The organism is Plantactinospora sonchi, from assembly GCF_036422035.1.
GTDB classification, from domain to species: domain Bacteria; phylum Actinomycetota; class Actinomycetes; order Mycobacteriales; family Micromonosporaceae; genus Plantactinospora; species Plantactinospora sonchi.
Genome location: NZ_JAZGQK010000023.1, coordinates 147090 through 168438, shown reverse-complemented (window position 1 = coordinate 168438; position 21349 = coordinate 147090). Strand labels below are relative to the sequence as shown.

Genomic DNA, 21349 nt, shown 5'->3' with positions numbered 1-21349 from the left:
GTTCTTGGGCACGGTCGGCCCGTGGTCGTGCGGTTCAGGATGCAAAGAGACGCACCTCCCAGCTCGCGTGGATCTCGGCACCGATCTCCAGCAGCGGTGCGGAGTCGGCGGGCAGCAGGTCGACCGGGTCGGCGGCCCGGGTGACCGCCTCGGCGGCGAGCCGATCGCAGTCGCCGGCCAGTGTGGCGAGCAGCGCGTGCACCGCGTACGGGTCGAGGCCGAGCAGTCGTACGGCGGCGCTGGCCGGGCCGCTGACCGCGCCGTACGCCCCGGCGACGGCGGCCTCGACCGGGGTGAGACCGGCCGCCGCCGCCACGATGCCGAGCGCGACTGGATGGTGCCGGTCCCGGTGTGCCGGATCGACCGACCAGATCGCCCGACCGGCCCGGAGCAGCGCCCGACCCTGCACCCGGGACGTCCGACGCAGCGCCGGCGACGGAGTACGGGCGTCCAGCCCGTCGTCCAACTCGTCCAGTCGCCGCCGGTGGATCGTGTCGAGGGCGGCGGCGCAGGCGGCGGCGGTGAACACGGCGCTGACCCGACCGGCGGTCTCGAGCCGGCCGCGCAGGAAACCGTCGAGTCCGGCCAGGTCGGTCAGCCGACCCCCGGTGACCGCCGCCTCCAGACCGCCGGAGTGGGCGTGGCCACCGGCCGGCAGCCGACCGTCGGCGAGCACCAGCAGCGTGGCCAGCCGGCTCATCGGATCTCCGCACGGGTGACGGTCACAACGCCTCAGAACAGGAAGTAGCGCTGGGCCATCGGCAGTTCCGTCGCCGGCTGCGGCTCGACGACCTCGCCGTCGATCCGGACCGTGAAGGTGTCCGGCTCGACCTCGATCCTGGGCAACGCGTCGTTCAACGGCAGGTCGGCCTTTCCCCGGGACCGGGTGTCGGCGACCGGGGCCAGCGTCCGCCGCAGTCCGATCCGGTCACCGAGCAGCGCGTCGATGGCGGCCGGGGCCACGAAGGCGAGACTGGTCGCGGCCGGCACCACCCCGTAGGCGCCGAACATCGGTCGGGGCAGCATCGGCTGCGGGGTCGGGATCGAGGCGTTGGCGTCACCCAGCTGCGCCCAGGCGATCATGCCGCCCTTGACCACCAGGTGGGGGCGTACCCCGAAGAAGGCTGGGTCCCAGAGGACCAGGTCGGCGAGCTTGCCCGGCTCCACCGAGCCGACCTCGCCGTCGATGCCGTGCGCGACGGCCGGGCAGATCGTGTACTTGGCGACGTACCGGCGGGCCCGCAGGTTGTCGGCGGCGCCGTCACCGGGCAGCGGACCCCGGCGGGCCTTCATCACGTGCGCGGTCTGCCAGGTTCGGATGATCACCTCGCCGATCCGGCCCATCGCCTGGGAGTCCGACCCGATCATCGAGATCGCGCCGAGGTCGTGCAACACGTCCTCGGCCGCCATCGTGCTGGGCCGGATCCGGCTCTCCGCGAACGCCAGGTCCTCCGGCACCGCCGGGTTGAGATGGTGGCAGACCATCAGCATGTCGAGGTGCTCGTCCAGGGTGTTACGGGTGTACGGCCGGGTCGGGTTGGTCGACGACGGCAGCACGTTCGGTTCGGCGGCGACGGTGATGATGTCCGGCGCGTGCCCGCCGCCCGCCCCCTCGGTGTGGTACGCGTGGATCGACCGGCCGCCGATCGCCCGCAGGGTGTCCTCGACGAAGCCGGCCTCGTTCAGGGTGTCGGTGTGGATCGCGACCTGCACCCCGGAGGCGTCGGCGACCCGCAGGCAGGCGTCGATCGCGGCCGGGGTGGTGCCCCAGTCCTCGTGCAGTTTGAAGCCGCCGGCCCCGCCGCGCAGCTGTTCCCAGAGTGAGTCCTCGCTGACGGTGTTGCCCTTGCCGAGCAGCAGCACGTTGACCGGCCAGGGGTCCAGCGCCTCCAACATCCGGCCGAGATACCAGGGGTTCGGGGTGACCGTGGTCGCTTTGGTCCCCTCGGCCGGCCCGGTGCCGCCGCCGATGATCGTGGTGATTCCGCTGGCCAGCGCGGTTTCCAGGAGCTGCGGGCAGATCAGGTGGACGTGGCTGTCGACCGCACCGGCGGTCAGGATCTTCCCGTTGCCGGAGATGATCTCGGTGCCCGGCCCGATCACCAGCTCGGGGTGGACCCCGTCCATGGTGTCCGGGTTGCCGGCCTTGCCGAGCGCGACGATCCGGCCGTCCCGGATCCCCACGTCGGCCTTGACCACCCCCCAGTGGTCCAGCACCAGCGCGCCGGTGATCACGGTGTCCGGGGCGCCGTCGGCCCGGGTGACCAGCGACTGGCCCATCGACTCGCGGATCACCTTGCCGCCGCCGAAGACCGCCTCGTCGCCGTACCCGCAGTGGTCCTGTTCGACCTCGATCAGCAGGTTGGTGTCGGCGAGTCGGACCCGGTCGCCGACGGTGGGGCCGTAGAGGGCGGCGTACCGGCGCCGGTCGACGCCGGTCACGCCGACACCCCGGGGGTGGCGGTACCGCCGTCGTCGGTGCCACTGCCGACCGGACCGCCCTCGTCGGTGCCGCCGAGCGGGCGAGGGGCGCTGTCGTCGAGTGGGCCGGCGCACTCGCCGCGCAGGCCGGGGACCACCCGGGAGCCGCCGAGCGGCACCAGGTCGACGTCGCGGTTGATGCCGGGCTCGAAACGTACGGAGGTGCCGGCCGGCACCGCCAGTCGGTGTCCCCAGGCGGCGGCGCGGTCGAAGCGCAGCGCCGGGTTCGCCTCCGCGAAGTGGTAGTGCGAGCCGACCTGGACCGGCCGGTCGCCGGTGTTGACGACGTCGATCGTCCGCACCGGACGACCGGGGTTGAGGATCACCTCGCCCGACGCGGGCAGCAGTTCACCGGGAATCATGCCCGAGCCCGTCACGGGATCGGCTCGTGCACGGTGACCAGCTTCGTACCGTCGGGAAAGGTCGCCTCCACCTGCACCTCCGCGATCATCTCCGGCACCCCGTCGAGTACGTCGTCGCGTCCGAGCACGGTCCGTCCCGCCTCCATCAGCTCCGCGACGGTGCGTCCGTCCCGGGCCCGCTCCAGCAGGAACGCCGTGATGACGGCGACCGCCTCGGGGTGGTTGAGCCGCAGCCCGCGCTCACGCCGGCGCCACGCCAGATCGGCCGCCACGTGGATCATCAGCCGTTCCTGCTCGTGACGGGTGAGGAACATCAACACCTCCGTGACGGCGACGAACTGAGCGGATCGTTTCAGTCAGAGATTTCGATGAGGTTACGGACGTTCGGTTGCCGGCACGGTGGACGGCGTCACGAATCTTGACGCTATTTTGACGCTTCCTAGTTTTCACAACTTTGTGAAATGGGCGTAGCGTCCGACTCATGACTACTGCCATCTCCGTCTCCGGTCTGGTCAAGGCGTTCGGCCGCAGCCGTGCGCTGGACGGACTCGACCTCGCCGTCGACGTCGGCGAGGTACACGGCTTCCTCGGCCCGAACGGCGCCGGAAAGTCGACCACGATCCGGGTGCTGCTGGGGCTGCTGCGGGCCGACGCCGGGCAGCTGAACCTGCTCGGCGGCAACCCGTGGCGCGACGCCGTCGCCCTGCACCGCCGGCTGGCGTACGTCCCCGGCGACGTGAACCTCTGGCCGAACCTGACCGGCGGCGAGGCCATCGACCTCTTCGGCGCGCTCCGCGGCGGGCTGGACCGGCGACGCCGCGACGAACTGCTCGAACGGTTCGAGCTCGACCCGACCAAGAAGGCGCGGACCTACTCGAAGGGCAACCGGCAGAAGGTCGCCATCGTCGCGGCGTTCGCCTCCGACGTCGAGCTCTACATCCTCGACGAACCCACCTCCGGGCTCGATCCGCTGATGGAGGCGGTCTTCCAGGAGTACGTCCGCGAGCTGAAGGGGCAGGGGCGGACCGTCCTGCTGTCCAGCCACATCTTCTCCGAGGTGGAGGCGCTCTGCGACCGGGTGAGCATCATCCGACAGGGCCGCACCGTGGAGAGCGGCACACTGGCCCAGCTGCGCCACCTCACCCGTACCTCGATGACGGTGGAGACCGCCCGGCCGATCACCGGCCTGGCCGAACTGGCCGGCGTGCACGACGCCCGGGTCGACGGCAGCCGGGCGACGTTCGACGTGGACACCGGGGGACTCGACCCGGTACTGCGACACCTGCACCAGTTCGAGGTACGCACGCTGACCAGCAGCCCGCCCTCGTTGGAGGAACTCTTCCTGCGGCACTACGGCACCCGCTCGACCGACCCGGAACTGGCGGGTGTGTGATGGCCGACCAGCCGACCCACCACCGGGGCGACCAGCCGACCCGCCACCGGAACGCCCTGACCGGCGCCGGCCGGCTCACCCGGCTCGCGCTGCGCCGCGACCGGGTACAGCTGCCGGTCTGGATCCTCGCCACGACACTGCTCGCGGCCACCACCCACGCCTCGGTGCGGAAGCAGTTCCCGACCGAGGCGGAGCGGATCACCGTCCTGCGGACCGCCGTCGACGCCCCGGCGATCCTGATGCTGCGCAACGCCCCCACCGGTACCGGCGACGGTGACCTGATGGCCTTCCAGATCCTCGCCTTCCTCGCCGTACTGGCCGGCTTCATGAGCACCCTCGCGGTGGTCCGGCACACCCGGCAGAACGAGGAGACCGGTCGTGCCGAACTGCTCGGTTCGACGGCGGTCGGCCGGTACGCCGCCCTGACCGCCGCACTCGTCGTCACCGCCGGCGCCAACCTGGTACTCGTCGGCCTGCTCACCCTCACCCTGGTCGGTAACGGCCTGCCGGTCGCCGGCTCCGTGGCGTTCGGACTCGGCGTCGGTGCCGCCGGCCTCACCTTCGCCGCCGTCGCCGCGATCGCCGCCCAGCTCAGCCAGAGCGCCCGGACCGCGAACGGGATCGCCGCCGCCAGCATCGGGATCGGCTACCTGGTCCGTGGCCTCGGCGACGCCTTCGGCCAGGTGCACGCCGACGGGTACACCATGACCACCGCCTGGCCGACCTGGTTCTCGCCGATCGGCTGGGCGACGCTGGTCCAGCCGTACGCGGGGAACCGCTGGTGGGTGCTGGCCCTGCCGGCGGCGCTCGTGGTCGCCGGGCTCGGCACCGCCCTCGCCCTGAACGCCCGTCGGGACCTCGGCGCGGGCCTGCTCGCGGACCGGCCCGGCCCGGCCACCGCGGCCCGGGGACTGCTCAGCCCGCTCGGACTGGCCTGGCGACTGCAGCGTGGCACGCTGCTCGGCTGGGCGGTCGCGGTCGGCGTCTTCGGCGTGACCGTCGGATCGCTCAGTGGCGCGGTCGAGCAGGCGTTCAGCGACAGCACCGGCGCGGCCCGGACCCTGCGGGAACTCGGCGGTGGCAGCGGCAGCCTGGTCGACGCCTTCTACGCCGCGATGCTGGCCATGGTCGGTGCGATGGTCGCCGGATACGTCGTCCAGGCGCTGCTGCGGGTCCGCGCCGAGGAGTCCACCGGCCGCGCCGAACCCACCCTGGCGACCGCCACCGGCCGGCTCCGCTGGCTCGGTGGCCACCTGGTGGTGGTGCTGCTCGGTGCGGTCGCCCTGCTCGGGCTCGCCGGACTGGCCACCGGACTGGTCGCCGGGCTGACCGTCGGCGACCTCGGCGACCGGACCACCGACCTGACCGTCGCCGCCCTGGTGCAGGTCGCCCCGGCCCTCATCCTGGGTGGCTTCGTCCTGACGGTCTTCGGTCTGCTGCCCCGGCTCGCGGTCGGCCTCGGCTGGGCCGGTTTCACCCTCAGCCTGGTCCTCGGCCAGCTCGGCGAACTGCTGAACCTGCCCCGGGCGGTCCGGGACATCTCTCCGTTCAGCCACGTCCCGGCGCTGCCGGCCGCCGAACTCAGCGCCACCCCGCTGCTCCTGCTCGGCGCCGTGGCGGTCGCCCTCGGCGGCGCGGGGCTGCTGCTCTTCCGGCGGCGTGATCTCGCCTAGCGACCGGGTACGGCCCTTCCCGGCCGTACCCGACCGGGGGAGGACCCCTGCTGACCCGACTCCGGCGGCGCGTGGCGTGGCCGGAGTCGCTGGTCACCACAGGTGCGCGTACGGCAGAATTATCCGATCTTCACTGCCGAGTAAAGGACGATGATGGCGCGAACCGAAGGTCGACGCGACGAGGAGGCGGTACGGCGCTTCGTCGAGCAGTTCGCGTTGTCCTTCAGCGAGTTGGGCGTACCCCGGATGGCGGCCCGGGTGCTGGGCGCGCTGATGGTCAGCGACGAACCCGGCCTGACCGCCGGGGAGATCGCCGAACGGCTCGGGGTCAGCGCCGCCGCGATGTCCGGCGCGCTGCGCTATCTGACCCAGGTCAACCTGGTGCTCCGGGAGCCGGTGCCGAACTCCCGGCGGGACCGCTACCACGCACCCGACGACATCTGGTACACGGCGAGTGTGCAGGGCGGGGTCTACCAGAAACTCGGTGACATGCTGAACCAGGGCGTACTGGCGGTGGGCGACGAGAACTCCCCGGCCGGAACCCGGCTGGCCGACATGCGCGATTTCCTGTTTTTTGTCCAGGACGAGATGGCGCAGCTCATCGAACGCTGGGAGAAGACCCGCCGGGCGGAGCGCCGGAAGCGGGCCGGTTGACGACGCGGACCGTCGACCGGTCGGAGCTCAGCGGGACAGCAGCGGGTGGTCGTCCGGCAGGCGCCGGATCTCCGGCACGTACGGGTCCAGCTCGCCCGGGGCGAACCGGCACAGCTTGATGCTCCACCACAGCACGTCGCCCGGATCCCCGTGCAGCTTGTACGACCCGTCCGGAAACAGCACGGCGTACCCCTCGTCGGGCAGACCGACCAGGATGGCGAGCGGCTCCGCCGTCGTCGCGTCCCAGATCCGGGTGGTGCCGTCGGCCGAGCTGGTGGCGAGGTGGGTGCCGTCGGGGGACCAGGCGATCGCGGTGATCCCGCCGGCGTGACCGGTGAGGGTGGTGGTGGGCCGGCCGGCGGTGGTGTCCCAGATCCGGATGGTGCCGTCGGCCGAGCTGATGGCGAGGTGGACGCCGTCGGGGGACCAGACCAGCTCGCTCACCGATCGACTGTGACCAGCGAGAATCGTGGATTCGTCCGTGGTGGTGTCCCAGATCCGGGTGGTGCCGTCGGCCGAGCTGGTGGCGAGGTGGACGCCGTCGGGTGACCAGGCGATCTCGTTGACCAGTGAGTTGTGCCGGGCGAGCGTCGTGGACTCGCCGGTGCGGGTCTGCCAGATCCGGATGGTCGCATCGTTCGAGCTGGTGGCGAGCCGGGTGCCGTCGGGTGCCCAGGCGAGGGCACGCACGCCGTCGGTGTGGTCGGTGAGGGTGCTGGTGGTCTGGCCGGTGCTGGTGTCCCAGATCCGGATGGCGTCGTCGTGGACGGTGGCGATCCGGATGCCGTCGGGGGACCAGGCGACTGCCGCGACCCGACGGTTGTCACCGGCAACGGTCCCGGTGAGGCGGCCGGTGGCGAGGTGCCAGACGCGGATGGTGTTGTCGTCGTAGGCGGTGGCGAGTTGGGTGCCGTCGGCGGACCAGACGACTGCCGCGACCTGCCCGTGGTGACCGGTGAGGACGGTGCTGGAGCGGCCGGTGGCGAGGTGCCAGGTTCGGATGGTGTTGTCGTCGGAGGCGGTGGCGATCCGGGTGCCGTCGGGCGACCAGGCGACGCCGCGTACCCAGGCGGTCTCGCCGGTGAGGGTCGTCAGGGGTTGGCCCGCGACGGTGTCCCAGATCCGACCGCCGCTGATCGAGCTGGTGGCGAGCTGCGCGCCGTCGGGGGACCAGGCGACGGCGTGGATCCGGCCGCCCTGGCCGGTGAGGGTGGTGGTGGTCTGGCCGGTGGTGGTGTCCCAGATCCGGATGGTGTTGTCGTCGGAGGCCGTGGCGAGCCGGGTGCCGTCGGGGGACCAGGCGATCGCGGTGATCCAGAGCGTGTGGCCGGTCAGAGTGGTGGTGGTCTGGCCGGTGGTGGTGTCCCAGATCCGGATGGTCCTGTCGTCGGAGGCGGTGGCTAGGGTGCCGTCGGGGGACCAGGCGATGGCGCGTACCCAGTCGGTGTGGCCGGTGAGGATGGTGGTGGTCTGGCCGGTGGTGGTGTCCCAGATCCGGATGGCCTTGTCGTCGGAGGCGGTGGCGAGGGTGCCGTCGGGGGACCAGGCGATGGCGCGTACCCAGTCGGTGTGGCCGGTGAGGATGGTGGTGGTCTGGCCGGTGGTGGCGTCCCAGATCCGGGCGGTGTCGTCGGCCGAGGCGGTGGCGACGTGTGCGTTGTCGGCCGACCAGCCGACCGCGTTGATCCGCGCGGTGTGGCCGGTGAGGGTGACCGTGGCCTGGCCGGTGGCGGTGTCCCAGATCCGGGCGGTCCCGTCGTCGGAGGCGGTGGCGAGCCGGGTGCCGTCCGGAGACCAGTCGACGGAGGTCACCGGCCCGGAGTGGCCGGCCAGCAGACCGATCGTCCGGTTGTCCGCCCGGTCGATCACCTCGACGAAGTGACCCCGGGCCATCGCGAGCAGGGCGCCGTCGGGCGCGAAGGCCACCGAGAGGGCAGCTCCGGGCGGGGTCACCGCCACCGTCGCCCGATCCTGGCCGACGACCGCCGCCGCGGCGAGTTCGGGCGCGGGGACGTCGAGCTCGGTGCCGAGCAGGGCGGCCCGGAACCAGCGGCTGCCGCCCAGCCGGGCATCCCGGAGGCTGCCACCGACCAGCCGGGTACCGGTGAAGTCGGCGTGACGCAGATCCGCCCCGGACAGGTCGACACCCTCCAGTCGGACCCGTCGGAGATCGGCTTCCCGCAGGTCGGCGCCGCGCAGATCCCGCCCGCTCAGGTCCTGGGTACGCAGGTCGAGCCCGGCCAGGCTGTGTCGTTCGCCGATCACCGGCTTCCCGGGCGGCACGAAGGCGCCGACGCGGGTCCGGACGGCGAGGGCATTCTGCTTGGCGACCTCGCCGGTGTCCGGATCGGCGAGCACCCGATCCGCCCACCGCGCCGCCTCGGTGTGCCCGGCGAGATCGCCGAAGAAGTCCACCATCAGTGGTGAGAGCCGCCGGGCACGGAGTTCCTCGGAGTCTCCGCCCGCCCGGAGGTCGTCGGCGGCCGCGTTGGCCACCAACCATTCCATGATGGACTGGTGTACGAAGGTGAACGCGTCGTCGTCGGCGCGGACCAGCAGACTGCCCGACGCGACCGAGTGGGCGGCCTGGTCGGCGTTGTAACCCCGCTCGGCGAGCCGGGTCAGGGTGGCACCGACCTCGGCCGACAGCGTCGCCAGCGCGATGGTGGGCTCGGTGGAGGCCCAGAGCCGTCGGGCCAGCGCGGTGCAGGCGTCCAGCCGTTCCTTCTCGTCCAGCGACGGCTTCCCGTGCCGGTGCTGCTGTCGGGTGGCCTCGCCGACCAGCCAGAAGTCGACCAGTTCGTGGTAGAGCTCGGCGGCGCTGATCCGGCCCTTGCGCTGCTGCACGTCACGTAGCCGCTGCTCGTCGAGCTTGGCGATGAAGGCGAGCATCCGGGGGTTGCGGGCGAGTCCGAGCAGGTCCTCGATCTCGGTGATGAGCCGGTACCGTGCCTGGGCCGCCGCGCCGTCGCCGCCGTACAGGTTGGTCAGGAACCGGATGATCTGCTCGGTGGTGAAGTCCTCCAGCACGACGACACGGCTGGCGGTCAACCCGGCGATCCGGTCGCCGAGCGCGGTACGGACCTGGCGGGTGGAGCGGAAGTGCTGCGTACGGCTGGTCAGCACCACCTTGGCCCGGTCGGTCACCGACTCCAGCAGGATCCGCAGGTAGTCGGCGGCGCTGTCGTAGCCCACCCGCAGTTCGAGTTCGTCGAAACCGTCGAAGAGCAGGGCGAGCCGACCACTGTGGATCATGTAACGGAGCTTGGCCGGGTTGATGTCCTCGACCTGGTTGCGGATCAGGTGCTGACCCAGCAGTTCGTCCAGCGACGGCGCCTTCTCCAGGCTGCGCAGCTCGACCAGCACCGGTTCGAGGTCCGGCAGCACGTCGGGCAGCGTGTGGGCGAGGTGGCGCAACAGTGCGGTCTTGCCCCGGCCGAAGTCGCCGAGCACCATCACGAGCCGGGCCGCGTCGTCGCGGAGCCAGTCGCACACCTGGCCGTCGAGACCTTCCCGGACGTCACCCTCGGCGTACGCGTCGACCATGCGGTAACGCTGCGGCAGGTACATCCCCGGCGGATAGATCCGGTCGTTGGCCAGCCGGTCGGACTGCCGGCCGAGCAGCGGACTGAGGTCCAGCAGACCCTGGTACGCCACGAAGCTGAGCAGCCGGACGCCCTGACGCCGGGCCTCGTCGACCAGTTCCTTCGACGCGGCCGGCCCGGGATGGACAAGTTCGGACCGCACCCGCGGATCCGCACTGGCGAACCCGGCGTGCACCGAGCCGGCGAACTGGCGGACAGCCTCGGCGGTGGGGGCGGCGTCGAGCACGCCGACCGCCCACTGGCCCGCGCCGTCGCCGTCCGGCAGTGGGTTCGAGACCCGCAGGTAGCGCTTGCCGGGCCGGAGGTCCAGCCGCGCCAGCGGGTACCGGAACCGGGTCGCCTCCACCACCCGGCCGAACAAGGTGTCGTCGGGTCGCCCCGGCTCGTACCCCTGGACTGTCGTACTGACCATCACATCACCCAGCCGGACGTGGTCCAGCTTCGGATCGGCCGGCTCGTCGACAGGCTCCTCCGGTGGGAACGTGGCGTCGACGTCGGTCAGCGCGTACGACTGCCGGTCGTGCCACTCCGAACCGGTACGGCTGATCCGGGTGTCGCCGATCCACCGGCGTTGCCCGACGGCGTACTGCCGGGCGTACCGGGTGAAGCCGTTCCGCTCGATGGTGACCAGCTGGTACTGGTTCGGCACCTCGGCCGGTCGGGCGTCCGGCATGACCGCCGCGCTGCCGGTGGCGAGCGCGACCAGCCCGGAGGGGAGCCGGTGCAGCCGACCGTCGTGGGTGTGCCCGTGCAGCAGCAGGTGGACCAGGCCCGGCTCGCCGAGGATCCGGTCCAGGTCGTCGGCGTCGCGCAGGTTCTCGTCGTCCTGCACCGCGCCGCGTACGGCGTTGTGGTGGACCGCGGCGAGCCGCAACCACCCCCGGGCCCGGTAGTCGGCGAGCCGGTCGGCGAACCAGCGGAGCTGCCGTTCGCCGAGCCAGCCGTAGTGGTCGGTGTCGAGGTGGCTCTCCGCCATGGTGGAGTTGAGCCCGGCGACCACCACCCGCAGGTCCGGCACTTCGAACAGCGTCCACGGCTCGTCCGGGGTGAAGCTGACCCCTGGTACGTCGACGTAGAACCCCTTGAACGCCGCGACGAACTGCTTCCACTTCGGGAAGTACGGCGGCACCGGTTCACGCTCGTCGGCCTCCTCGGCGTTGAAGTAGCTCTCGCAACCCTTCCGGTTGACGTCGTGGTTGCCGGGTACGACCACCACCCGGCTCCGGGGCAGTTCCACCGCCTCGCAGAGCGCCTCCAGGCACGCCGCGACCTGTTCGAACTCGCTGCGCAGGCCCCGTTCGGCGAGGTCACCGGTGACCACCAACAGATCCGGCAGCAGGCCGTGCCGGTCGGCCAGCCCGGTCAGGTCCTGGTGCAGCCGAGCGTGCAGGGCGTCGTACGGCCGGTCGGCCGGGGTCAGGCCGTTGCCACCGAAGAGATGGTGCCGGCCGAACTGCGGGTCGGAGACGTGCAGCACGGTGAGCCGGTCGGCCCCCGCCCGGTCCCGTCCGGTACCGGGCCGCCCCGTCCCGTAGCTGGCGGACCGGAGGTCGAGCACCCCTGGCCAGGTGAGCCGGAGCCGGTCCGGGGCGGTCGCGTAGCTGTCCCGGTCGCCGGTGCTCGCCGCCGGTGCGAGGGCGAGCATGCCGACGACCCGGCCGGTCGTCTCGTCGTACACCGGGCTTCCGCTGTAGCCGGGTTGGACCCGCAGCGCGGCGTCGGGACCGGAGTCGAGTTGGAGCCGGCCCCCGCCGACCTGGCCACGCAGTGCGGTCGGCACCCAGGCCCCGTCCGGACGGGGCGGTCGCCCGGGATAGCCGAAGACCCGCAGGGTGCGGCCGGTCGGCGGCAGGTTGACCGCGAGTCGGGCCGGTAGCGCGCCCGCCGGTGGCCCGTCGTCGACCAGCACCAGGCCGGCGATGTCGTCGCCGGGACTGCGGTCGTCCGGTGGCGGGGTCCAGCGTTCCACCCGGGCCCGCCGACCCGGCTCGTCGGGCAGCAGCGGGAAGTCCACGGTCAGCGGTGCGTCGGGGAGTGTCTGCGACCGCTGCGGCCGGCCGAGCGCGGCATTGACCACGTGCGCGCAGGTGAGGATCTCGCGTGGGCCGACCAGGGTGCCGACCCCGACCGGCACGCCGTGCGGCCCGACGATCCGGACCACGAACTGCTCAGGTCGGGCCTCACGGTCGGTCATGCTCGCCCCGGGGCGTCACGGTGCCGCCTCCTGTGCGGTCGGCGAATTGACCTCACCCTAATGGGTTACCGGAAGTCCGGGCCGCCTCGCCGACCTGTCCGGGATCTGTCTGATCGACAGGCGTTTCGCACTTGGTGGCTCTGTAACACTTGGGTATCCGGGGAGACGGGATCTTTGATCAACGGCCTGGCGAGCCGGCCAGTGGACCGGGTGGCGTACCGGGACCGGTGGGCGGTCGGAGCGGCGTCGGGCATTCGCCCGGCACAGTTTCCTGCCCGCACGGTCTTCACGGGAGAGACCCATGCCCACACCACTCGCTCCACTCACCCAATGGCCCGGCCCGACCAGCACCGGCGTACCGTCCGGAACCGCGCTGACCCCGTCGGGTTCCGTCAACCTCACCCGCGACGGCCAGGTGGTCACGAACCTGCACGTCACCGGTCACGTCAACGTCTACGCCCGCAACGTCGTCATCCGGCGCTCGAAGATCACCGCCGACGGCGCGGGCTTCGCGATCCGTACCCTCGGCTCCGCGACCAACCTGCTGGTCGAGGACGTCGAGATCGACGGGCGGGGTCAGGCGTCGGCCGCCGTTCACCTCGACGACTACACACTGCGCCGGGTCGACATCCACCATGTCCGGGACGGCGTCCGGCTCGGCTCGCGTACGAACGTCGTCGACTGCTGGATCCACGACCTGGTCCGGGCGCCCGGATCGCACAACGACTGCCTGCGGCTGGTCGACGCCACCGACGTCCTGGTCCGGCACAACCGGCTGGACGCGTACCGGTCGAGCACCTCCGATCCGATGAACTCGTGCCTGCTGCTGGGCGGAGCCGTACACAACCTGAGGGTCGAGGACAACTACTTCGACGGGGGCGCCTACACCATCGCCATCCGCCCCGGGCTGGTCGCGTCGAACGCCGTCTTCCAGCGCAACGTCTTCGGCCGGCACCACTGGTTCGGGATCGTCACCCGACCGCCCCGTCCCGGCATCCTCTGGCACAGCAGCAACGTCTGGTTCGACAGCGGCCGGCCGGTGCTGCCATGAGGCGGACACCGGTCCGCCGCGACCAGAGGGGGTGACGGACCGATGCGCCCGGTCCGGACCGACTCCGGGCGACACCCGTTCGAGGTGACCTCCCTGCTCGCCGCGCTGGTCTGCGGGATCACGCTGGTCGGCATCGAGGGCAGTCCACGGTCGGTCTCCGCCGCCATCCCCGGCGACCTGGAACGGGCCTGGGAACTCACGCTCGTCGTCGTGGGTGTGGTCGGGCTCGTCGGCATCCTCTGGCCGGGGCATCCCGCGACCCGGCTCGGTGTGGAACTCGGGGCACTGCTCGCGCTCGGCGCGGTCACCGGGATGTACGCCATCGCGCTGCTGGTGAGCATCGGCGCGTCGGGGGTCTTCGCGGGAACGTTCACCGCCGGCACCGCGGTCGCCGCCTGGTGTCGTGCCATCCAGATCGTACGGGACCTGGGCCGGCTCGCCCGGCTCGACGACACGGCAGCCCCGGTCGACGTCCCGATGCTCGTAGAAAGAGATCCGCCGTGACCACGCCCAGTCCACCTCCCCCGTCGGGCCCGCCGTGGGTCGAGATCCTGGTTTCCGTCATCGGTGTGCTGGGTGGTGCGGGTGGAATCACCGCCATCGCCACCGTGCTGCTGCAACGCCGCAAGTTCAAGGCCGATGCCGCCGACGTCCTGACCGACACCGCGTTGATCCTCGTTCAACCGCTGAAGGCCAGGGTCGCCGAACTGGAGGCGGAGGCGGTCAGTGCCCGCCGCCAGGTGGAGGCGGCGACCCGGGAGATATCCGAACTCCGAACGGTGGTCCGGGAGGCCACCGCGATGATCCGACGGTGGCGGGCGGCGATCCTCGCCCCGTCCGCCACCATCGACCAACTCCGGGTACTCGTCTCCAGCAGTGGTGTCCCGGAACGACTACCGGGCGACCGAGCCTGGTCGGACGACAATCCGCGGCAGCGCTGACGCCGGTCGACGCTCGGCGAGCCGGCGCTGTCGGCGTTCGGCGACCCACCGAGGGTCTCCGGGCCGCCGCCGGGGCTTCAGGCCCCGGCGGGCGTGGCCCGGGCCGCCGCCGGGACTCAGGCGACACCTGCGGGCCGGAACTGCACGCTGACCCGGGGGCCGACCGGCCGGGCCGTCTTCGGGATCGCGTGTTCCCAGGTGCGCTGGCAGGAGCCGCCCATCACCACCAGGTCACCGTGGCCGACCGGGAAGCGCAGACTCGATCCGCCACCGCGCGGTCGGAGCAGCAGCGGTCGTGGCGACCCGAAGGAGACGATCGCGACCATGGTGTCGACGGTGGCCGACCGGCCGAGGGTGTCGCCGTGCCAGGCGACGCTGTCCCGCCCGTCCCGGTAGAGACACATGCCGGCGGTGACGAACGGCTCGCCGAGTTCGGCGGCGTAGTGCCGGGTCAGCGCCGTACGGGCCGCGGTCAGCACCGGATGCGGCAGCGGTTCCCCGTCGCCGTACCAGCGGAGCAGCCGGGGAACGTCGACGACGTCGTCGTACATCCGGCGGCGTTCGGCCTGCCAGTCGACGTCCGCCAACAGTGTGGTCAGCACCGCGTCGGAGCCCCGGACCCAGCCGGGCAGGTGGTCGAGCCAGGCGCCACGGGTCAGTTCGTGGCGGCGGATCCGTCCGGCGAGTGGACCGAGGGCGGCGCCGTCGCCCGCGACGCCGTCGTCGGTCCCGAAGTCCAGCATCGAGGGCTGGTACGCGGCCTGCGTCATGCCCCGATGGTAGCCGTCACTTCGAACACCTGTGCTGCTGCCCGGGTCCTGTGGGTGACATCGTCGCTGCTCGACGCGGCTGCACCCGGGGTGGGGAGGGGTGGCTCGTCGGTTCGAAGCCGCCCGGCGCACCAACCGCGAACCAATCGACCAGCGGGGCGCCGGTATCGGACCGACGCCCCGCCAGGGCCTTGATCAGCGTTCTCCGTGCCGATCGCTCAATCGAACATTGACACGATCAGTAGTGCCACCATCACCAGGACCAGTGCCGTGGCCACAACGAAGATCTTCTGTTGCCGGGCGCGGTCCCGGGTCCGTACTCCGAGGACAAAAACCACCGCGGAGACCGCGCCGAAGGCGGCACCGAGCAATCCCAGGGAATCCAAACCGCCTCCAAGTGTCGTGTCGGTCCCGATCGCGATCAGTCACAGAAGATCTCGCCGAGCAGCGCGGCCAGTGCGCCGGAACCGCCCATCGCCGCCGAGATCGCGCCCGCCTGCGCTCCGGTGATTGCCACGCCCAGGACGATCCCGCCGCCGGTGGCGGCAAGGACCCCGAAGAACGCCGCGCCGAGGCCCCAGATGGCGGCCTGCACCGAGAGCATGCAGAGGTCCTGGCCAGTGGGGTCGATGTAGTTGACCGGATTGCAGCCGGCGTAGGCGTAGCGGTTGCCCTTGGCGGGATTGCCGATGAAACTCAGGCTGTCCTGTTGGGTGAATCGTCCGGTGTTGGGATCGTACCAACGGTGCCCGAACTTGGTCAGATCGTCCTGCCGCAGCCCTCCGGCGAAGCCGATCGCGTTCTCGTGGACCTCGTCGCCCACCCCGGTCGCGCGGATGACCTTGCCGTACGGGTCGTAGGTGTACGACGCGGCGAGTGCCCCGTCGTACCTGACCAGACCCACCACCGAGCCGAGCCCGTCCAGCACGTAGAAGTAGTGGTGGAAGACCCCGTTCGTCTTGGCCCGGAAGCCGATCGGGGTACCGGCCTGGTCGCGCTCGACGTAGTGCCGGACGTACGGACTCGGCACCGTGTAGCTCTGGAGCGTCGGCAGGCCGTTCTGGTCGTTCAGCCCGTAGAAGAAGCGCTGTTCGAACGAACCCGCGGTCTTCCAACCGAGTTCGAGCTGGTCCGGACCGCTGTACTGCCACCGCACCGACTGTCCTTGGGTGTTCCTGCCACCGGTCAACTGGCCGGCTGCGTTGTGTGTGAAGTTCCGTGCCGCCGAACCGGTCTCCTGGTTGCCGGCCGCGTCGTATCGGTAACCGGCGCTGGTGATCTGGTTCCCGGGGTTGTACGTCAGCGACTGAGTGACGCTGCCGTTCACCTTCTCCGACGTCCGGTTGCCGTTGGCGTCGTAGGCGTACTCGTAGGTCCGGCCGTCGATGTCGGTAGCCTTGGTCAACCGGTTGCCGGCGTCGTAGGTGTACACGCTGACCGCGTCGGAGCGGTGGTGGTCGGTCTGCCACTGCCGCAGTCCGGTGTCGTCCGCCTCCGCGATGGAACAGGCTGCCGTGCCGACCCGCTTCGCGTAGCAGTACGACACGTCGAAGACGGTGCTGGCCTGACCGCTCTGCCATCGCCGACTGGTGGTCCGGGTGATCCGTCCGGACTGGTCGAAGGTGTTGACGGTCTCGGCGACGGCGACCGAGGAGACCGTCAACCGGGTCGAGGTGCGCCGGCCCTCGTCGTCGTAGCCGAAGGTGTAGGTGCCGGTGTCCGCGACCAGCCGGGTGAGCAGGTTGCGGGTGTCGTAGGTGTAGAACGAACTGCCGCGCTGGTCCCGCAACTCGACCAGGTTCCCGACCGGGTCGTAGACGTACTCGTGGGTGGCCTGGCGCTCGATGAGCCGGTTGAGCCGGTCGTAGGAGAAGTTCTGGTAGCCGTTGCCGTCCGAGCGGGCGTAGACGTTGCCGGCGGCGTCGTACTTGTACTCGACGGCGGGGGTGCCGTCCGAGTACGTGATCTTCGTGATCCGGTCCTGGTTGTCGTAGTCGTGGTGGATGACCCGTCCGCGCCCGTCGGTGATCTCGTGTACGCGTCCGAACTCGTCGTAGTTGAACTTACGGACACCCAGCGAGGTGCCGGTCGGTGGCGTCACCGAGATGAGCTGCTTGTCGGCGTCGTACTGGTAGGTGGTGCGGTTCGTGCCGTTGCCCGGATCGGTGGACGACTTCACCGTGCCGTCGGCGTTGTAGTCGACCTTCGCCTCGGCGGCCAGCGCGTCCGTCGCTGACAGCCGGTTGCCGGCGCCGTTGTAGGTGTAGAGGCTGTTGTTGCCCTGCGGGTCGGAACTCGACGACGGCTGGTAGGCCGCGGTCGGGTTGCTCGGGGTGGCCGCGTTGGCGTACGCGTAACCGACCGCGGCGCCGGTCGGGGCCGCCGACGAGGTCAACGACTGACCGCCGTTCGCGTCGAACCGGTTGGTGGTCGTCCCGCCGGTGCCGTTCCGATGGGTCCGCACGTCGTGGTGGGGGGTGTAGCTGGTCTCCCGGGTCTTGCCCGCCGGGTCGACCGCCCTGGTCACCCGCTTGTCGGCGTTGACCGTGAAGGTGGTGCGCGGCACCGAGGTGACCGGCTGGGACTGGTCGGTGTTGGCGTCGGCGACCAGCGTCTGCGTCGCCGACGGGTACGCCCACCGGGTCACCGCCCCGGCGTTCGGGTCGTGCTTCTCGTCGATGATCCGCTTCACCGAGGTGACCCGGTTCGAGGCGTCGTAGGTGATGGTGGTGACCGCGCCGGGATCGGAGTCCTTGATTCCGCTGGTGATCTTCGTGATCCGGTGCGCGGAGTCGTACTGGAACCGGACGTCCGACTCGGTCAGCGAGCAGATCTCGGTGAGGTTGCCGCTGCCGTCGTAGGCGTACTCGACCCGGCGGTACAGGCCGCCGGCGGTCTGCTCGATCTTCGAGATGAAGCCGTTGCTGCCGTACCGGACGGTGGCGGTACGCGTCGCCGCCGCGCCCCGGTCAGACGTGACCGTGGTCAACCGGCCGTTGGCGTCGTAGGTGTAGTCGGTCACGTTGTCGTTGCGGTCGAGCGCGCGGTCGAGCAGGCCGGCGGACGTGAAGTAGAGCTCACGGCCGGTCTCGTGCTCGGTCAGCCGCCAGCCGGCGCCGTCCACGCTCAGGGTGGCCTTGAACTCCCCGGGTGTCGTGTAGCCGGACCCGCTGGGGACAAACCGGCCGACCACGCCGTCCGCGGCGACGTAGGTGACCGAGTTGTCGTCCGCCTTGATCAGCTTGACGTCCACCCCCGAGCGGGTACGCCAGCCGTGGCCCAGCGAGCCGGTCGGCAGGTCGCTACCGGTGAAGAGGCTGTTGTAGGCGGAGCCGAGAAGGAGGTTCTCGGCGATGCCCGGCAGCACCAGGTCGGTGCTGCGGACCAGCAGGTTGCCGGACCCGTTGTTGACCTCGGCGACGACCTTGTCGGTCAGGTTGAAGGTGGTGAAGGAACCGTTGCGGACCGGCCCCGTGCCCACCGGTACGGAGACCGGCCCGGTCAGCATGGCCAGTGGTGCGTCGGACGGGCCGAGCGCGAGCCGGTCCGGCGAACCGGGTGAGGCGGGCTGGGTCGGCCGGCTGGCGGTGGTGGTGTCCGGGGCGGGCTGGGCGCTGGCCGAGACCGGCAGCGCTGGGACGGCCAGGACCGAGGCGGCGAGTGTCAGCAGGGAAACAAGCGCGGGCGCGCGCAGTGCCACGTGTACCTCCCCGTGCATTGGTGGCTACAGCGGGAGAGATCGTTGCACGTGAGTTCCTTGTCCTGGTGCAACTGCTCCGCGGATTTGTCGGTGAGGGAACAACGCCACGTTCGGATGTCGGAGTTGACGGTCGTGCGGTAGGGGCGCGGGCAAAATCGCATCACCCGCCTCAGACACGGGTCAACGTGATCGATCCGGCGGTGGCGGACCGGGTACGCGGAACGGGCGGGACCGGACCGGAGCGGTCCTGGTGGCCGGGTGGGCTGCCGGGAGTCGTCGACCACCCTGACAGAATGTCGGGGCGGACCTTTCGGTCACCGCAACGCCCGCAACACGTGAGGAGACACTTGCCGTGATCCGTACCCATGACGCCGGCACCCTGCGCGCGACGCATGCCGGCAGCACGGTGACCCTCGCCGGCTGGGTGGCCCGGCGGCGGGACCACGGCGGCGTGATCTTCGTCGACCTGCGCGACGCCTCCGGGGTGGTGCAGGTGGTGTTCCGCGAGGGGATGGAGTCGGCGCACGCGCTGCGCAACGAGTACTGCGTCCAGGTCACCGGCGAGGTGACCCGCCGGCCGGAGGGCAACGACAACCCGGAGCTGGCCACCGGCGAGATCGAGGTGACGGTCAACCGGCTGGAGATCCTCTCTGAGGCGGCCCCGCTGCCGCTGCCGGTCGACGACCAGGTCGAGGCCGGCGACGACATTCGGCTCAAGTACCGCTACCTGGACCTGCGGCGCAGCGGCCCGGCGAAGGCGATGCGACTGCGTTCGGCGGCCAACCAACTCGCCCGCACCGTGCTGCACGGCCGCGACTTCCTGGAGATCGAGACCCCGACCCTGACCCGGTCGACGCCGGAAGGCGCCCGCGACTTCCTGGTGCCGGTACGTCTCCAGCCCGGCACCTGGTACGCCCTGCCGCAGTCCCCGCAGTTGTTCAAGCAGTTGCTGATGGTCGGCGGCATGGAGCGGTACTACCAGATCGCCCGCTGCTACCGGGACGAGGACTTCCGGGCCGACCGGCAGCCGGAGTTCACCCAGCTCGACATCGAGATGTCGTTCGTCACCCAGGACGACGTGATCGACCTCGGCGAGGAGATCGTCGCCACCCTCTGGCGCGAGCTCGCCGGACACGAGATCACCCGTCCCATTCCCCGGATCACCTGGCACGACGCGATGGCCCGGTACGGCTCCGACAAGCCCGACCTGCGGTACGGGGTCGAGCTGACCGAGCTGACCGACTACCTGCGCGGCACCGAGTTCCGGGTCTTCGCCGGGGCGATCGACGCCGGCGGGTACGTCGGCGCGGTGGTGATGCCGGGCGGTGCGAGCCAGACCCGCAAGGAACTCGACGGCTGGCAGGACTGGGCGAAGGCGCGCGGGGCGCGCGGCCTGGCGTACGTGGTGCTCGACGCCGAGACCGGTGAGGCTCGCGGGCCGGTGGCGAAGAACCTCTCCGCGGACCACCTGGGCGGGCTGGCCGACGCGGTCGGCGCCAAGCCCGGCGACGCGATCTTCTTCGCCGCCGGCGCCCATGCCCGCGAGGCGCAGGAGCTCCTCGGCGCGGCCCGGATCGAGATCGCCAAGCGGGCCGGCCTGGTCGACGAGAGCGCGTGGGCGTTCTGCTGGGTGGTCGACGCGCCGATGTTCGAGAAGACCGACGAGGGCGGCTGGACCGCCGTGCACCACCCGTTCACCTCGCCGAACGCCGAGTGGGTGGACCGGTTCGAGGAGGCACCGGACCGGGCGCTCGCCTACGCGTACGACATCGTCTGCAACGGCAACGAGATCGGTGGCGGCTCGATCCGTATCCACCGGGCCGACGTACAGCGGCGGGTCTTCGACCTGCTCGGGATCACCCCGGACGAGGCGACCGACAAGTTCGGCTTCCTGCTGGAGGCCTTCAAGTACGGCCCGCCGCCGCACGGCGGTATCGCGTTGGGCTGGGACCGGGTCTGCATGCTGCTCGCCGGTGCCGAGTCGATCCGCGAGGTGATCGCGTTCCCGAAGACCCGGGGCGGGTTCGACCCGCTCACCGGCGCACCGACGCCGATCACGGCGCAGCAGCGGACCGAGGCGGGGATCGACGCCAAGCCGAAGCCGACCGCGCCGGCGCACGGCGGTACGGCCGGGGTCGCGGCTCCGGTCGAACCCTCCTGACGCCAGCGGCCCGGATCAGCTCCCGCTGACCGGACACCTCCGCGCGGGGTCCCCGGACGATCATGGATGGGGACCCGTCGGCGCCTGCTGGTCGCGATCCGTCGGCCGTCTCCGTCAGCGGGTTCGCCCTGCCGGGTAGGCCCGTATCCGACGAGCGGAATCGCCGGTCGGAACCGCCGGGAGTCGGCCGGGCGACCCTCGGCCGGGACGGTCGTCGATCCGGCCCGGGGTGGCCGTCAATTGGTTTGCGGCCGCCACGCATACTCGGGACATGGCGCCGAATCCTGATTTGATCATCAACATAGATCCGAGTGAGGTGGGGTCCGAGACCATCCGGACCGTCACACTGCCGTGGTCGGGACAG

The 21349-nt window shown here is 71.2% G+C and carries 15 protein-coding genes; 7 read left to right on the top strand and 8 right to left on the bottom strand.

Translation table 11 applies throughout. The annotated features are described in order from the left end of the window. Positions 1-34: 34 nt before the first annotated feature. Genes V1633_RS25670 through V1633_RS25660 form a run of 4 tightly spaced genes read right to left on the bottom strand, consistent with a single transcriptional unit; the run spans position 35 to position 3157 of the window. Complete coding sequence (locus V1633_RS25670) at positions 35-700, bottom strand: urease accessory protein UreF (protein WP_331216958.1); 666 nt, start codon at positions 698-700, stop codon at positions 35-37. A gap of 32 nt (positions 701-732) precedes the next feature. After that, the gene (locus tag V1633_RS25665) at positions 733-2442 is read right to left on the bottom strand and encodes an urease subunit alpha (protein WP_407952107.1); all 1710 of its coding nucleotides are present in this window, start codon (positions 2440-2442) and stop codon (positions 733-735) included. Further along, on the bottom strand, positions 2439-2858 hold the full coding sequence (locus V1633_RS37065; RefSeq protein ID WP_407952106.1) for an urease subunit beta: 420 nt from the start codon (positions 2856-2858) through the stop codon (positions 2439-2441). The genes V1633_RS25665 and V1633_RS37065 overlap by 4 nt, the downstream gene beginning before the upstream one ends. After that, entirely contained in the window at positions 2855-3157 is a 303-nt protein-coding gene (locus V1633_RS25660) for an urease subunit gamma (RefSeq protein ID WP_331216957.1), read from the bottom strand. Before V1633_RS25660 ends, V1633_RS37065 begins: the two co-directional genes overlap by 4 nt. A 167-nt stretch (positions 3158-3324) precedes the next feature. Between V1633_RS25660 and V1633_RS25655 the strand changes: the two genes are divergently transcribed. From V1633_RS25655 to V1633_RS25645, 3 genes are all read left to right on the top strand, one after another. Continuing rightward, positions 3325-4236, top strand: a complete 912-nt coding sequence (locus tag V1633_RS25655) for an ABC transporter ATP-binding protein (RefSeq protein ID WP_331216956.1) — start codon at positions 3325-3327, stop codon at positions 4234-4236. Continuing rightward, positions 4236-5909: an ABC transporter permease gene (locus V1633_RS25650; protein ID WP_331216955.1), complete on the top strand. Its 1674-nt coding sequence runs from the start codon at positions 4236-4238 to the stop codon at positions 5907-5909. Before V1633_RS25655 ends, V1633_RS25650 begins: the two co-directional genes overlap by 1 nt. Before the next feature lie 153 nt (positions 5910-6062). Then, entirely contained in the window at positions 6063-6563 is a 501-nt protein-coding gene (locus tag V1633_RS25645) for a GbsR/MarR family transcriptional regulator (protein ID WP_331216954.1), read from the top strand. A 27-nt stretch (positions 6564-6590) separates the two neighbouring features. Here the strand turns inward: V1633_RS25645 and V1633_RS25640 are convergent, their stop codons facing one another. Next, entirely contained in the window at positions 6591-12362 is a 5772-nt protein-coding gene (locus V1633_RS25640; protein WP_331216953.1) for a WD40 domain-containing protein, read from the bottom strand. Positions 12363-12663: 301 nt separating this feature from the next. Between V1633_RS25640 and V1633_RS25635 the strand changes: the two genes are divergently transcribed. The 3 genes from V1633_RS25635 to V1633_RS25625 are packed head-to-tail and all read left to right on the top strand — an operon-like array spanning position 12664 to position 14354. Next, positions 12664-13413, top strand: coding sequence for a hypothetical protein (locus tag V1633_RS25635; RefSeq protein ID WP_331216952.1), 750 nt, complete (start codon positions 12664-12666; stop codon positions 13411-13413). 42 nt (positions 13414-13455) lie between these two features. Then, positions 13456-13917, top strand: a complete 462-nt coding sequence (locus V1633_RS25630; RefSeq protein ID WP_331216951.1) for a hypothetical protein — start codon at positions 13456-13458, stop codon at positions 13915-13917. After that, positions 13914-14354 (top strand): TolC family protein, encoded by a 441-nt coding sequence (locus tag V1633_RS25625; RefSeq protein ID WP_331216950.1) that lies wholly within the window; start codon positions 13914-13916, stop codon positions 14352-14354. Before V1633_RS25630 ends, V1633_RS25625 begins: the two co-directional genes overlap by 4 nt. Before the next feature lie 116 nt (positions 14355-14470). Here V1633_RS25625 and V1633_RS25620 read toward each other — a convergent pair whose 3' ends face one another. From V1633_RS25620 to V1633_RS25610, 3 genes are all read right to left on the bottom strand, one after another. Beyond that, positions 14471-15124 (bottom strand): alpha-ketoglutarate-dependent dioxygenase AlkB, encoded by a 654-nt coding sequence (locus V1633_RS25620; RefSeq protein WP_331216949.1) that lies wholly within the window; start codon positions 15122-15124, stop codon positions 14471-14473. 218 nt (positions 15125-15342) lie between these two features. Continuing rightward, positions 15343-15510 (bottom strand): hypothetical protein, encoded by a 168-nt coding sequence (locus V1633_RS25615; protein ID WP_331216948.1) that lies wholly within the window; start codon positions 15508-15510, stop codon positions 15343-15345. A gap of 35 nt (positions 15511-15545) precedes the next feature. Then, a complete protein-coding gene (locus V1633_RS25610; RefSeq protein WP_331216947.1) occupies positions 15546-18824 on the bottom strand; it encodes an RHS repeat-associated core domain-containing protein in 3279 nt (1092 codons plus the stop codon). A 352-nt stretch (positions 18825-19176) separates the two neighbouring features. On the opposite strand from V1633_RS25610, the gene aspS reads away from it, so the two are divergent. After that, the gene (aspS, locus tag V1633_RS25605) at positions 19177-20985 is read left to right on the top strand and encodes an aspartate--tRNA ligase (protein ID WP_331216946.1); all 1809 of its coding nucleotides are present in this window, start codon (positions 19177-19179) and stop codon (positions 20983-20985) included. The last annotated feature ends 364 nt before the right edge of the window (positions 20986-21349 follow it).